This is a genomic window from Streptomyces sp. NPDC043427, from assembly GCF_056436655.1.
Genome location: NZ_JBWKCC010000004.1, coordinates 385,585 through 399,012, shown reverse-complemented (window position 1 = coordinate 399,012; position 13,428 = coordinate 385,585). Strand labels below are relative to the sequence as shown.

Below are 13,428 nucleotides of genomic sequence, written 5' to 3'. Positions count from 1 at the left end.
CCGGATCTGATCTTCAGCCAAACGTTCGGCCAAGCGCCTCACCAACGAGTCAGTCGTCCAGTATGACGTCATCGAATCGGACAACGAGGAGACTGGCGGGCTCATGCTCGAACAGATCACGGCGGCCCAGGAGTTCTACCGGGCCCTGGGCGGCACCTGTGTCGAGAAGGCGCCGGTTTCGCCCCCCGGCGGCGTGGCGTCCCGGCTCGCCGGCTCGCCCGCCAAGCTCCGCTTCACCTGGCCCGACGCCTCGCTGCTCACGCAGACCGGCGGACGGGAAGCCGTACAGACAACCCGAAGGAGCACGCCGTGACCCCGGACGCGGGTACCACCGCCGACCACTACGACCGGCTGCTCGCCGAGCACTACACCTGGATGCTGGGCGGCGACGTCCACGAGGTCGCCGACCGGCAGGCCGCGCTGCTCGCGGAACTCGGCCTGGCGGGGACCGAAGACGACGGTACGGCCATCGACCTGGGCTGCGGCTCCGGCGCACAGACGCTGGCGTTGGTCCGCCTCGGCTTCTCCCCCGTGATCGCCGTGGACACCAGCCGCCGACTTCTCGACGAGCTCGTCTCGTACGTCCGGGGCCCCGAGGCGGTACGGCCGGTGCACGGCGACATTCGCACCGTGCTGCCCGAGGTGGCCGAGCCGGACTCGGTCGCGGCGGTCGTCTGCATGGGTGACACGCTTCCCCACCTCCCGTCCAAGGCGGACGTCCCCGCACTGCTCGGCCACATCAGCCGTGCCCTCGTCTCGGGCGGCCATCTCGTCGTCACGTACCGCGATCTCACAGCTGAGCTGCGCGGCACGGACCGTTTCATCCCGGTCCGCAGCAGCGACGACCGGCTGCTCACCTGCTTCCTCGAATACCGCGACGAGGACACGGTGATCGTCCACGACCTGCTCCACACCCGGACGAACGGCTCCTGGCAGCAACAGGCAAGCAGCTACCCCAAGCTGCGGATCGCGTCCTCCTGGCTGGTCGCACAGTGCCGGGCGGCGGGACTGGACGTCCGCCGCGACGCAGCGGACTCCAGGGGGCTGCGGATCCTCCACGCCGTGAAGTGCTGACGGGCATTCACGGCTCTCCTACGACACTCTCCTACGACACCGGCGACGACCGTGGGGTGACGACCTCGCTGAGGAACCGTGATCCTCGGCGCGGTGCCTTCCCGGTCGGCGAACAGCAGATGCCCGGAGCCGACCAGGCGCGACGGGCGGCGACTTCACAAGACGGTACGCGACCGTGGCAGTCACGGCCGCGCGAACCAGGACGAACAGAAGGGCGGACATGAACGACCCCACGAGAAGAGCCGAACTGTTCGGCGGCGCCGACAGCGATCGCCGGTTCACCGGCCCGACGACCGGCGACGAACGGCGGATGCTCATCGATGTCCTGAGCGCCCAGCGTGCCACGCTGCAGTTGAAGTGCTCCGGCCTGGACGGGGAGTTGTCCCTGCGGTCCGTGGAGCCGTCCACGCTCTCGCTGCTCGGCCTGGTCCGACACCTCGCCGATGTGGAACGCCGCTGGTTCCGGCGGGTCCTGGCCGGGCAGGACGTGCCGGCCCTCTTCTCCTCGACTGCCGCCCCCGACGAGGACTTCGACGGCGCCACGGACGACCCCGGGGTCGTCGCCGCGGCGTGGGAGGCGTGGCGGACCGAGGTGGCCTTCGCCGAACAGTTCGTCGCCGAGGCCCCCGACCTCGACGTCGAGGGCGACGACTGCTGGCGCGGAACGGTGTCCCTGCGCTGGGTTCTCATCCACATGATCGAGGAGTACGCCCGCCACAACGGCCACGCCGACCTGCTCCGCGAACGCATCGACGGAGCGGTCGGCGTGTGAGGCCGGGGCCCACCTCGGCTGGACCGCCGATGCCTAGCGCCGCTCCGTTCAGCCGGCTTCGCTCTGCTCTCGTACGAGCGGCCGACCATACGGCGTAGGACGGGACTTGACCGCGTGGCCCAGGGCAGGGCTCAGGACTGCCACGTCGTGCGGGGCCGGCCGCGCGCCGGCCCTACGAGGGGGTGACGGTGCTGTGCGGCCTGTTCCGGCCCAGCCGGTCGCGGACCAGGGCGACGGCCACCACGCCCACGGCGACCAGGGTGGGCAGGACCACCTGCGCGAGCACCCCTCGTGTGGCTGAGCTCTTCACACGGTGCCTTTCGCGCACTGAAGCGCCCAGCCTGTCGAGTGACGCACGCGGGAGAGGATCGGCTACGAGTTCGATGGCGCCAGCCGCGTACGAACGAGCGCTCGCAGCATCGCGATGCCCGCCCCCACCGCTACAAGGTGGAGGAGTGCCGCGAGCGCGAGGCTTTCCGGCAGGGCCGCGTCGGCCGGTTGCGCGACCGCCAGGTACAGGGTGAACGGAAGCTTCCAGCCGCTCCAGGCGAACAACGAGCCCGAGCCGAGCCAGCCGAGCACCATCGGGCCCCACCGAGGTACTCGTGCGGGCCGGCCTCGGACGGCAGCCCAGGTGGCGGCTGACGCCACGAACGCCCAGAGCCCGAAAACTCCGGACAGCACGTGCCAAGCGGTGTCCCGCTCGCCGCGGTGGGTCACACCTGCGGTGCCGCCCGCCGCCCAGTACAGCCAGATGAGACCGACTGTGGCTCCGGCCACGGTCATCCATGGCGGCACCCTTGGCTCACCCTCTCCACCGTCGCCGAGCCGACCCGCGAACGCGTCCGGCCAGCGTCGCCGCAAGTACGTGGGTAGTGCGATGGCCAGACCCAGCCCCATGCCTACGAAGCCGATCTGAACCAGCGCGGCCTCCCAGCCCGGCATCGACGGGCCCGCGTCACCCCCATCCTTCGCATTGCCATCCGCCGAGCCCAGCAGCGAACTGAGGACGGCGTACGGCAACACCGGGACGAGAAACCCCGTGCCAACCCAAGCGCAGAAAGCCAACGGAGCTCCCGGTAGGCGCATCCCCCACGGCCGCACCAGCGCGAGCGCCACGGCGATACCGGTCCCTGCCATACCGATCGTTGCGCTGTTGAGCACCACCCACTCCACCTTGCCGAACCCGGCCCCGGCCGGCAGCAGCCCCAGGAGCGAACCGACCACCCACGACACCTTGATCAGCAAGTACGGCGTCAGTGCCAGTGCTGCCCCATACGCCGCGACCCTCCCGACCCGATCCCACCGATCCACCTGAACTCCTTCTCCGCCACGCCACTCAGGCCCGCGCATGCGCGTTCTGGGGCGCGCGGCGCTTCCAGTACGCGACGGTCAGTACGGCCAGCAGCGGACCCCACAGAATCAGCGGCGCGTAGCAGACGTAGAACCAGGCGGTCTCCCATCCGCCCACCTCACTGGGGGAGTTGGCGGGCAGGTCGTCACCTCGGATCGTGGTGCCCATGAACTGGGTGACGAGGGACTGGACGGTAATGAGCGTGAGGACCGTGGCACCGATGGCTGCCGGGATGACCGTTGCCTTCGTTGGGACACGGCGGCCCTGCAGGAAAGGTATCCAGCGCGGGAACACCTCGCCCCAACCGGCGATCAGCCCGATCGCCGTGAAGGCAAGGACTTCGGAGAGGATCGACAGTAGGACGATGTACGCCTTCTCGCCGAGCCCGATTCCATCGTCGAACACGGCCGGCAGGCGCCAGATGCTGGATGGCAGGACGGCTAACGGCACGGTATAGGCCACTAATTGCATCCGCCGAGATACTCCGGCAGCGGGCTTGTGGGCCGCCTGCCATGCGGCGCGGACCCGCCCGGGGCGAGCGGCTGCGGTGTCCTCGACGTGTGGGAACGGCTGCATGCGCGGTCCTCGGTTTCGGTGACTGGTGGTCGGCCGGTCTCGATCACGAGAGTCGCAGGCACAGGGGCCGCCGAGGATCGACCCGTGGGTCGAAGTTGGTCCGCCGTCAGGACGAGGGACCATGCGACCAAAGGATGGCACAGGAGTGTCGGCGGTACGTCCGCTGCAGTGCGGTGGGGCGGCCCCTCCAGGTAAGGCTCCCCGGCACGGATTAGCCTGGGGCTTTCACGATGTTGGGCGGCCCCGAATGCTGATCGGATGAGTGGAAGCACTCCTGACCTGGGAGGATGAGGCTGGTCGGAGGCTCCGTCCACCGCGGGACAGAAGTCACTCTCCAGGTGGAGCCTGCTGCTCTGTCTCCACGTGATCGTCTCCAGGCCGGGGCGTCGGCGGTGGTCTCGCAAGCCAGCGGGGTGCTGCTGGCCGAGACGGTTCGCAAGACGGGGCACCCCGGCTGCTCAGGCGGGGACGGGCTCCAGGTCGGCATCGTCAAACGGTGGATAGGTCTTGTTGCCCATTCGCTCGGCCGCATCAATGTAGTCGGCAAGAGCGTCGCGGGATCGAGCGAGCCTGTCCATCTGATCGTCCAGCCGCTGCAGCCGTGACCGCATCGCGGTCAGCAACTCGGGACAACCGAGCAGCTCCGGGGCCTCCCCGACCGCACAGGGCAGCAGGTACGCGATGTCCTCGGAGGACAAACCAGCACCAAGCAGGTGCCGGATCTGCTTCACCCGCAGCACGGCGCGCTCGTCGTACTCGCGGTAACCGTTCGCGCCGCGGTCTGCCTCCAGCAGGCCCTGGGCCTCGTAGTAGCGCAACTGATGGGCATTGACGCCCGTCCGATGACTCAGTTCCCCGATCCGCATCGAAACCTCACTTGACCTTCAGACCGGTATCAACGTTGACGATGCTGCCATGAACAACAAACCCGCAACACCCGTGACAGTCATCGGACTTGGGCTGATGGGCCAGGCCCTCGCCAGCGCGTTCCTGAAAGCCGGGCATCCCACAACCGTGTGGAACCGTACGACCTTCAAGGCCGACCCGCTGGTGACCCAGGGTGCACGGCTGGCGCCAACAGTCGGCGACGCGCTCAAGGCAGGTTCTCTGACGATCATCTGCGTCAGCGACTACCAGGCCATGCACGAGCTGCTCGGCGCGAGCGATATCGAGCTGGACGGCAGGACGTTGATCAACCTGACCTCGGGCGACTCGGCCCAGGCCCGGGAAGCCGCCCAATGGGCCGAGCAACGCGGTGCCCATTACCTGGACGGCGCCATCATGGCCATCCCGCCGGCGATCGGCAGCGCCGAGGCGGTGATTCTGCACAGCGGGCCGCAGTCGGACTTCGAGGCACACAAGTCAACACTCGACGCGCTCGGCACCGTCACCTACCTCGGTGCGGACCATGGGCTGGCGTCCCTGTACGACGTCGCCGGCCTAGCCATGATGTGGAGCGTCCTGAACGCCTGGCTCCAGGGCACTGCCCTGCTCAGGACGGCCGGTGTTGACGCCGCAACGTATGCGCCGTTTGCGCAGCAGATCGCTGCCGGGGTGGCCGAATGGCTGCCTGGGTACGCCAAGCAGATCGACAGCGGCTCCTTCCCGGCCGAGGTGTCGGCCCTGGAGACCGACGCGCGGGCGATGGCACACCTGATCGAGGAGAGCGAGGCGGTGGGTGTCAACGCCGAACTGCCGAAGTTGATCAAGGCGATGGCAGACCGCTCGATCGCCGCCGGACACGGTGGGGAGCAGTATCCCGTGCTGATAGAAGAGTTCGGCAAACCCCGCAACGACTGACCGATCCCGACACCGGGCTCTGGCTTCGGCCTTTCGCGTGGCGGGCTGTCCGGATCGCGATCACGAACACGGAAAATGCCTCTGACCAGCGAGAATGAGGATTGTCGAGGTCCTTGTTCGCGCGTGGTTCGGAGGCACTTTCCAGCCCGGTGGCTGCGCTGCAGCGGCCGGGGAATGCCGGGAGCAACACCGCCGCCGATCACATCGAGGCCACGCGAACGGCCCTGGCCCAGCTGCCCAAGCGGTACCGACGCGGGCGGCAGACCCTGATCCGCTGCGATTGCGGCAGCGGAACGCACGAGTTCGTGGCCTGGCTCGCCCAGCGCGGCCGAGCTCTCGTACTCGGTCGGCATGACCATCACCGACGCCATCTATGCCGCAGTGCTCAAGGTGCCGGCCTCCGCCTGGACCCCTGCGATCGAGTCCGACGGCCAGATCCGCGACGGCGCCTGGGTCGCAGAGCTGGCCGGCGACGTGCTTCACGGCTGGCCGAAGGAGTTGAGGCTCATCGTTCGCAAGGAACGTCCGCACCCCGGCGCCCAGTTGCGCTTCACCGACGCCGACGGCCATCGGCTGACCTGCTTCGCCACCAACACAGCCGACGCCCCGATCGCGAAGCTGGAGCTGCGCCACCGGCTGCGGGCGCGGGCCGAGGACCGCATCCGTGCTGCCCGCACCACCGGGCTGACCAACCTGCCCCTGCATGACACCGCGCAGAACCGGATCTGGCTGGAGATAGTCCAGCTCGCCCTTGAGGTTCTGGCCTGGCTGCCCCTGCACGAAATATCGAGGTTAGACACACCTCCCCGAAAGACCGAGGTCAGTCGTAGACGTTGAATTCTGCGACAGACCACCAGCTGCGCGCAACGTTGCCGGTGTTGACGACCTTGATGTAGCGAGCTGTTTGCGTCGGGAAGGAAATCAGGTGGACTCGTTGGCCGTCCGCTACGGAAGAGACCTTGGTCCAGTCGGTTCCATCCGTGGATACGTATACGTCTGTGCTTCGCGCATAGTCGCTGACACTGCCGCCGACATCCAACACAATCTTGCTGAAGGTCTGCGTTTGTCCCATGTCCACTTGGATCCAGAGGCCGTCGTACTGCCCTGTTCCGGAGCTGTAGCGAGTGTCGGAATTGCCGTCGAGCATGTTTCCGGGCGCATCCCACTGGCTTGCGTCCGAAGCCTTTGCGGTCCAGCCCGTCCGAGGCAGAGCAGGACCAAGATCTATGACGTCGAACGATGATCCACCTGCGTCTGCTCCACTGCCTCCCTTCACGGAAACCGTGACCTTCCCCGCAGGAAGCCCCTTCGGAACGTAGGCGCTGATGCTGGTGTCCGACCAGGTGTCTATTTCGGCATAGCTCGATCCGAAATACACCGTACCCAGCCCTTGCGCGTCACCGAAACCAGAACCGCGGATCGTGAACTTAGAGCGCGGCATGCCACGTTCCGGCTTCATTTCGCTGAAGGTCGGCGATGGGAAGCTCGACAGCTTCTTGGTGGTGAACATCGCCGAGGTGCCGCTCGGCAGCGTATAGGTGTACGAGCCGTCGGTGGATATCTTGAAACTCTTGCTGTCGGTGGTCCCGTTGAATACTACGGTGACCTGCTCCCCTTCCTTGCTGGTCCAGTTCTTCAGCTGGAGGCCGTTCGATACCGCTGTCGGAGCTGTGATCGAGCCGGTTCCACGCGCAGACCCGTACACCTCGATGTCGCCGATGGCCCACCAGAAGCCGGAGGCCGCAGTACTGACGATGCGAATGTACTGTGCCGTTCGGGTCGGCAATGTGACGGCTATCTTGCCGATGCCCCCGCTGCCGCTCGCAATCGCGCTGCCCCAATCGACACCGTCGTTCGAAACGTAGATCTGATACTTCGTGACGTAGTCGAACGAATTATTCACACCGGTGTCGAAAACGATCTTATTGAAGCTCGTAGGGCTCCCCAGGTCGATCTGGAACCAGTCGCCGCTCGTCGTCCCGTGCCCGAGACTCCACCTGGTGTTGATGTCGCCGTCGATCGCGTTCGCGGCCACACCCCAATCCGGCTGCGCGGAACCCGTGGCGGTCCATTTGCTACGGCTCAGCGCCCTTCCTGTCGTCTGGACGGAAGCTCCGATCGGCAGGGAGTACGTGACCAGCTTGCTTCCGGTGCGGATGGAGTTCTGGTAGGGCAGCAGTGCCGGGTCGTACGTGACGGTGACCGGACCGGATGCCGACGTGAACGTGAAGTCGTGTGTCGGGTCCGAGACCTTGGTCGCTGCGGGGGTGTGGCCGCTCTGCGCAGGTCCGGAGTACGTGAAGGTTACGGCGTCGCCGGCGTTAAGGGTGTAGTCGAACGAGTGTGTCCCGTCCGCGACGCTGAAGGTTTTCGCGGCGCTGCCCGAGTTGTGCGCGATGAGGACCTTCGATCCGTCCGGGTTCTGGAACGCGACGTTCTCTATGCTTCCTTCGCCGAAGGTGTTCGAGTAGATCCTGCGTGCTCCGGGCTTGACGAACCTGCTGGCGTGAGCGAGGGCGTGGTAGTCCACGTTGTAGGTCACCCGCCCGTCGGCCGGGTCGATCGTGAGCAAGCCCCGCAGCATGGGTATACCGGCGGTGTCGCTGTTGAGCGGGCCCCGATCGGGGTCGAGTGCGATGTTCCACAGCATCACCCCGTTCGCCCAGTTGCGCGTTCCGTTGATGATCCACGTACCCAGTGCTTCGCTGAACGCCGTCTGGTTGCTGTCCTGCCAAACGCCTCCGGTGGCTTCCGTGATGAAGGTTTCCTTGCTCGGGTAGTCGTTGTGGACCACTGTCTGGTAGTTCGGGTTGCCGCTGTAGATGTGCCACCCGGTTCCCGCGGTGTACTTGGAGGCTGCGGGGTCGCTGAAGATCGTCTCGGGATACGAGGGCACGTCCCAGTTGTGATCCCAAGCCAGGATCTTCGTGGAGATTCCGTTGGCTTCGAACGCCTTGCCGATCTCCTGGATCACATCGGCTTCCTGATAGGCGGACAGGAACATGCCGGGCCAGGTGGGAGTACCCATGGGTTCGTTCTGCGGGGAAATGTAGGAGATGGGAACGCCAGCTTCGCCATAGGCTTGGATGAACTTGACGAAGTAGTTGGCCAGCGCGGAGGTGTACTCGCTCTTGAGGGTGCCTCCGATCATGGAATCGGAGGTCTTCATCCAGCCTGGTGGGCTCCACGGGTTGGCCATGATCTTGATGGACGGGTTGAGTGAGAGGGCCTGCCGCAAGGCCGGAATGATGTACGGCACGTCATGCTGGACTGAGAAGTTGGACAGCGTGGGGTCCGTTTGTCCCGCGGGCATGTCGTTGTAGGAGTAGTTCCCGGACGCGTTGAAATCCGTGGCGCCCATCGGAGAGCGGAGCAGGCTGAGGCCGATCCCCTTCGAGGGATCGAACAGCTTTTTCATCAGCTTGGTCCGCTCGGCAGGGGACAGCTTGTCCATGAGCCAGGCGGAGGAGTCGGTCATGGCCGCGCCGAAGCCTTCGACCTTCTGGTACTTGACGCTGTCGTCGATCTTGATCGTCAGCGGGTTGGCCGTTCTCCTCGCCTTGAACAGCACATCGTCCTGGCCTGCGACCCACGTGTCGGCCGATACGTCCGTCAGCCACACACGGACGGAATTGTCACGTGAGGCTTGCTTCAGCTGCGGGGCGGCGATGGCGCTGCCGGAAAGCTGGGTCCAGGCGGCGGCGACACCGACCGCGGTGGCCAGGAACTGGCGTCGTCCGAGACCGTATGACCTCATGGAAGATCCTCCTTCGGACCTGCTTGTTCAGTACTTGGGAGAGCGGGTGGGACACATTGCCGAGGTGGGGGATCGACCGGTTGGAGTCGGTTCTACGGCGCCGCCGGCGCCGACTCTGCGGCGCCGGTGCTCGGCTCCTTGATCACGAGCGGGTGCAGTTCCCACGCGTCGACCGCGAAGCCGAAGCGCGTCCCCGGTGCGGTGCGGGCCTGCAGTCGCCACGGGCTCTGCCCTGTGGGGTAGAAGCGCAGGGTGAGGACTTGGCCGGTGGTGATCAGGAAGATTTCGGCGATGGAGTGGTCGACGACGATGCGCAGGTCGACAGGCCGGTCTGCCGGGCAGGGCATCCGGTGGGAACCGCCGCGGGCCCGGGGGTCCAGTGAGGCGTGGTCACGGTCGACAACCAGTTCGCCCGCATCAGCATCGAGGCGGATGTCGAGGTACTCAGCGCCGTCCGGAGTCGTGAGCAGCCGCAGGCCGGCGTCTCCGGTCGTCTCCAGACGGGCCGTCAGGTCGAAGGCGCGGCCCACACTGCCGAGGTGCACCGGGCCGTGCGTCACCCCCTCGGCGTGCACTGCGTGCTCGCCGCGCAGGGCGAGCAGTTCGGTGGCGGGCTGCTGGCGCAGTGTGCCGTCGTCGTCGACATGGATCTCGCGGGGCAGGGTGAGGACGCCGGCCCATCCGTCCGCGACCGCCCAGGCTTCGTCGCGTGCTTCCCACGACCAGCCCCACAGCAGCCACCGGTTGCCCGGTGCGCGCAGGAGGGCGGGTGCGTAGCAGTCGGGGCCGTGGTCGGCGGGCACCGCCGGGCCGGCCTCGAAGTGACCGTCGTGCTCCGCGCCGATCAGGGCCGCGACGCTCTGCGGGCCGGTGGGTAGGTTCCATGCGCTGACGATGAGGGCGCCGTGTCCGTCGGCTGCCGGGAGGTATTGGGGGCATTCCCAGCCCTCGCCGGTGAGCAGGTCGGTGCCGCTGATCGGCTCCTTCTCGCGGGCGACGAAGGGCCCCCGGTAGGTCCAAGTCTTCAGGTCGGGCGAGTCGTACAGCAGGGCGGCGGCGCGGCCGTCCGCGAGGGCGGCGCCGACCAGCATCCGCCAGCCGTCGCCGTCCTGCCAGACGTAGGGGTCGCGGTACATGGTGCAGCCCTCGAGCAGGTCGGCGATGAGCAGTTCGCCCCGCGGGTGGAAGCTTCTACCGCCATCGTCGGAGACGGCGCAGGTGACCGGCTGGTGCTGGAACGAGCGGTCCTCGCGGTGCGCGGAGTAGAAGGCGACCAGCCGTTCGCCGTCGGAGACGGCGTTGCCGGAGAAGCAGCCGTCGGCGTCCACGCCACCCGGGGCCGGGGACAGGGCGATCGGCAGCGGCTCCCAGCTCAGCAGGTCGGGGCTGCGGAAGTGACCCCAGTGCATGTGCGCGTGGGTCGCACCATACGGGTTGTACTGGTAGCAGACGTGGTAGTGGCCGTCATGGAAGACCAGCCCGTTGGGGTCGTTGATCCAGTTCCGGGGCGGGCGCAGGTGCGCCACGGGGCGGTGCGGATCGGGGGGTGTGGTGGACACACGCGTGCCTTTCGGTATGTCTGAGGGCCCGCCCCGCCGGCCCTCTGATTGGCGGGGCGGCGGGTCGGCGGGGCGGGGGTCTGCAAGGCCCGCGTACGGCCTTCAGGTCCAGATACGGCCTTCAGATCCGGATGCGGAATCGTGCGCTCAGCTGCTGGTCCCGTCGTGAGCTGGGGCCGACGCGGAGTGCGAACTCACCTGGTTCGACCACGCGGCGGTTGTCGGCCGTGACGAGTGAGCACTGCGAGGCAGGGATGCTGACGATGGCGTTCAGGCTTTCGCCGGGAGGGATCTCGACCTGGGTGAACGCCTTCAGCTCCTGCTCGGCCCAGGTGACGCTGGTGGTCAGGTCGCTGATGTATGCCTGGACCGTCTCCAGGGCAGGACGGCTGCCGCTGTTGGTGAGCCGCACCGTCGCGTCGACGGTGCCGTCAGCCGGGACGTCCGGGTCGTGCACGACGAGGTCGGAGTAGGTGACGGTGGTGTAGGAGAGGCCTTCCCCGAACGCGAACAGGGGGTCCTGGGTGAGGTCCGCGTAGCGGGTTCCGTGCTGGCCTCGCACCTGGTTGTAGAAGACCGGCTGCTGTCCGACGTGGCGGGCGAAGGAGACCGGGAGCCGGCCGCTCGGTTCGATGAGTCCGAAGAGGAGTTCCGCGACGGCGCGGCCACCGCGCATGCCCGGGTTGAACGCCTCGATGAGTGCCGCCGCGTTCAGTGCCGAGTCCGGGAGGGTGCTCGGCTTGGACTGGGCGAGTACGACGATCATGGGTGTGCCGGTGGCGGCGACCGCGTCCAGCAGTGCGAGCTGGCCTCCCTGGAGGTCGAGCGTGGCCGTGGAGCGCACCTCGCCGGTGAGGGCGATGGTGTCCCCCACGACCACGACGGCGTAGTCGGCGGCCTCTGCGGCGGCGATGGCCTCCCCAAGTTGTGCCTGGTCGACCGGGGCGGGAGTGAAGACGTCCGGCTGCGGTTGGCCGTCGGGGCCGAGGGACCACCCCGTGTCCTGGTCGGGGCTTTCGATGTCGGCTCCGCGGGCGTGCGTGATGGTCCACTCGGCGGGTGCGACGGCGCGAAGGCCGTCGAGGACCGTCTCCACCGACTCCCGTGGATGGCCTTCGGGCATCCACGGGACCTGGCCGGTGGCGCCCGCCCAGTCGCCGAGCATGGCTTCCGTGTTGTCGGCGTTGGGGCCGATGACCGCGATCGTCCGCGGCGTACCCCGGCTCACGGCGCGACCCGTTCCGTCCGAGGTCAGCCCGCCTTCGAGGGGCAGGATGCCCACGTTGCGCAGCAGCACCAGGGAGCGTCGGGCGGTCTCCAGGTTGAGGTCGGCGTGTTCGCGGCAGCCGATCACCCGCGCCTGCCGCTCGGGGTCAGGAGTGCGCGGGTCCTCGAAGAGCCCGAGCTCGAACTTCAGCCGCAGAACCCGCCGTACCGCGTCATCGATCTGCTTTTCCTCGATCAGGCCGCGGGCGACCGCCTCTTGCGCGCCCTCGAAGAACGCGGGCGTGGCCATGATGAGGTCGTTGCCGGCGCTGACCGCGACCGCCGCCGCCTCGGCGTAGTCGGCGCAGGTCCGCTGGTCGTAGACCATCCGGCCGACGTTGTCCCAGTCGGTCACCAGTGTCCCGGTGAAGCCCCACTCGCCCTTGAGTACATCGTTGATCAGCCACTCATTCGCGGTGATGGGCACCCCGTCGATCGACTGGTAGCCGAGCATGAAGCCGCGGCAGCCGGCCCGTACCGCCTGCTCGAAGGGGGGCAGGAACCACGAGCGCAGCTTGCGGGGGCTGAGATCGGCTTCGCTGGCGTCGCGCCCGCCCAGAGTTTCGGAGTAGCCCGCGAAGTGCTTGGCGTACGCCAGCACGGCTGTCGGGTCGCCGAGGCCCTCACCCTGGTAGCCGCGCACCATCGCCGCCCCGAGTTCGCCGATCAGGAACGGGTCCTCGCCGAACGTCTCGTTGATACGGCCCCAGCGCAGGTCCCGGGTGATGCACAGCACCGGGGAGAACGTCCCGTGGATTCCAGTGGCCGCGATCTCGGTCGCGGCCACTCGGGCGACCCGGTGGAGCAGGGAGGCATCCCAGGTACAGGCCATGGCCAGCTGGGTCGGGAAGATGGTCGCACCCGGCCAGAACGAGTGGCCGTGGATGCCGTCGTCGGCGGTCAGCAGCGGGATGCCGAGCCGTGTCTGCCGGGCCAGTTCCATGGCCTCCGGCATCTGGTCGGGAGACACATGCAGGACCGATCCGGCCAGCTTGGCGGACACGATGTCGTCCAGGTCCCCGTGTTGTGCGTCGAGCATCAGCAGCTGCCCGACCTTCTCCGGCAGGGTCATCCGTGACAGCAAGTCGTCGATTCTCGCTTCCACGGACGCTTCCGGATCCAGGTACACGGCAGAGTGGACCGGCTGTCCCACGGTGTTCTCCAAGAGATGAGTTGTCACAGATCAGAGAGTTGATGGGCGACGGCGAGCGCTTCGCCGCAGCGACGCCGCCGCCTGCTGCGGTGGGCCTCGCGGGTCGTCCGTCCGCCG

11 protein-coding genes and 1 pseudogene are annotated in these 13,428 nt (G+C 67.5%); 5 read left to right on the top strand and 7 right to left on the bottom strand.

Annotated elements, in window-relative coordinates; genetic code table 11:
* Nucleotides 1-103 precede the first annotated feature (103 nt).
* The 3 genes from AC067M_RS11550 to AC067M_RS11540 all read left to right on the top strand — a co-directional run bounded on the left by AC067M_RS11550 (nt 104) and on the right by AC067M_RS11540 (nt 1,846).
* Nucleotides 104-313: a hypothetical protein gene (locus AC067M_RS11550; RefSeq protein WP_478696786.1), complete on the top strand. Its 210-nt coding sequence runs from the start codon at nt 104-106 to the stop codon at nt 311-313.
* Nucleotides 310-1,074: a class I SAM-dependent methyltransferase gene (locus AC067M_RS11545; RefSeq protein ID WP_478696785.1), complete on the top strand. Its 765-nt coding sequence runs from the start codon at nt 310-312 to the stop codon at nt 1,072-1,074. Before AC067M_RS11550 ends, AC067M_RS11545 begins: the two co-directional genes overlap by 4 nt.
* 220 nt (nt 1,075-1,294) lie before the next feature.
* The gene (locus AC067M_RS11540; protein WP_478696784.1) at nt 1,295-1,846 is read left to right on the top strand and encodes a DinB family protein; all 552 of its coding nucleotides are present in this window, start codon (nt 1,295-1,297) and stop codon (nt 1,844-1,846) included.
* Between the two features lie 172 nt (nt 1,847-2,018).
* Here the strand turns inward: AC067M_RS11540 and AC067M_RS11535 are convergent, their stop codons facing one another.
* The 4 genes from AC067M_RS11535 to AC067M_RS11520 all read right to left on the bottom strand — a co-directional run bounded on the left by AC067M_RS11535 (nt 2,019) and on the right by AC067M_RS11520 (nt 4,642).
* Nucleotides 2,019-2,156: a hypothetical protein gene (locus tag AC067M_RS11535; RefSeq protein WP_478696783.1), complete on the bottom strand. Its 138-nt coding sequence runs from the start codon at nt 2,154-2,156 to the stop codon at nt 2,019-2,021.
* Between the two features lie 62 nt (nt 2,157-2,218).
* On the bottom strand, nt 2,219-3,160 hold the full coding sequence (locus tag AC067M_RS11530; RefSeq protein ID WP_478696782.1) for a hypothetical protein: 942 nt from the start codon (nt 3,158-3,160) through the stop codon (nt 2,219-2,221).
* Between the two features lie 25 nt (nt 3,161-3,185).
* The gene (locus tag AC067M_RS11525; RefSeq protein WP_478696884.1) at nt 3,186-3,671 is read right to left on the bottom strand and encodes a hypothetical protein; all 486 of its coding nucleotides are present in this window, start codon (nt 3,669-3,671) and stop codon (nt 3,186-3,188) included.
* A 563-nt stretch (nt 3,672-4,234) separates the two neighbouring features.
* Nucleotides 4,235-4,642 carry a MerR family transcriptional regulator gene (locus tag AC067M_RS11520; RefSeq protein ID WP_478696781.1) on the bottom strand — a complete coding sequence of 136 codons (408 nt, stop codon included), beginning with the start codon at nt 4,640-4,642 and terminating at the stop codon, nt 4,235-4,237.
* 49 nt (nt 4,643-4,691) lie between these two features.
* On the opposite strand from AC067M_RS11520, the gene AC067M_RS11515 reads away from it, so the two are divergent.
* Both AC067M_RS11515 and AC067M_RS11510 read left to right on the top strand, forming a co-directional pair.
* Nucleotides 4,692-5,576, top strand: a complete 885-nt coding sequence (locus AC067M_RS11515; protein WP_478696780.1) for an NAD(P)-dependent oxidoreductase — start codon at nt 4,692-4,694, stop codon at nt 5,574-5,576.
* A 143-nt stretch (nt 5,577-5,719) separates the two neighbouring features.
* Nucleotides 5,720-6,353, top strand: a pseudogene (locus tag AC067M_RS11510) (transposase); the annotation flags it as partial.
* Nucleotides 6,354-6,396: 43 nt separating this feature from the next.
* On the opposite strand, the gene AC067M_RS11505 reads toward AC067M_RS11510, so the two are convergent.
* From AC067M_RS11505 to AC067M_RS11495, 3 genes are all read right to left on the bottom strand, one after another.
* Nucleotides 6,397-9,333, bottom strand: a complete 2,937-nt coding sequence (locus AC067M_RS11505; protein ID WP_478696779.1) for a discoidin domain-containing protein — start codon at nt 9,331-9,333, stop codon at nt 6,397-6,399.
* Nucleotides 9,334-9,425: 92 nt separating this feature from the next.
* Entirely contained in the window at nt 9,426-10,892 is a 1,467-nt protein-coding gene (locus AC067M_RS11500; RefSeq protein WP_478696778.1) for a glycoside hydrolase family 32 protein, read from the bottom strand.
* A 121-nt stretch (nt 10,893-11,013) separates the two neighbouring features.
* Nucleotides 11,014-13,311, bottom strand: a complete 2,298-nt coding sequence (locus AC067M_RS11495; RefSeq protein WP_478696883.1) for a glycoside hydrolase family 3 N-terminal domain-containing protein — start codon at nt 13,309-13,311, stop codon at nt 11,014-11,016.
* Between the last annotated feature and the right edge of the window lie 117 nt (nt 13,312-13,428).

Coding starts and splice junctions, on each gene's coding strand:
- AC067M_RS11550 (WP_478696786.1), top strand. CDS start 104: ATGCTCGAACAGATCACGGCGGCCCAGGAGTTCTACCGGGCCCTGGGC.
- AC067M_RS11540 (WP_478696784.1), top strand. CDS start 1,295: ATGAACGACCCCACGAGAAGAGCCGAACTGTTCGGCGGCGCCGACAGC.
- AC067M_RS11525 (WP_478696884.1), bottom strand. CDS start 3,671: ATGCAATTAGTGGCCTATACCGTGCCGTTAGCCGTCCTGCCATCCAGC.
- AC067M_RS11520 (WP_478696781.1), bottom strand. CDS start 4,642: ATGCGGATCGGGGAACTGAGTCATCGGACGGGCGTCAATGCCCATCAG.
- AC067M_RS11515 (WP_478696780.1), top strand. CDS start 4,692: ATGAACAACAAACCCGCAACACCCGTGACAGTCATCGGACTTGGGCTG.
- AC067M_RS11505 (WP_478696779.1), bottom strand. CDS start 9,333: ATGAGGTCATACGGTCTCGGACGACGCCAGTTCCTGGCCACCGCGGTC.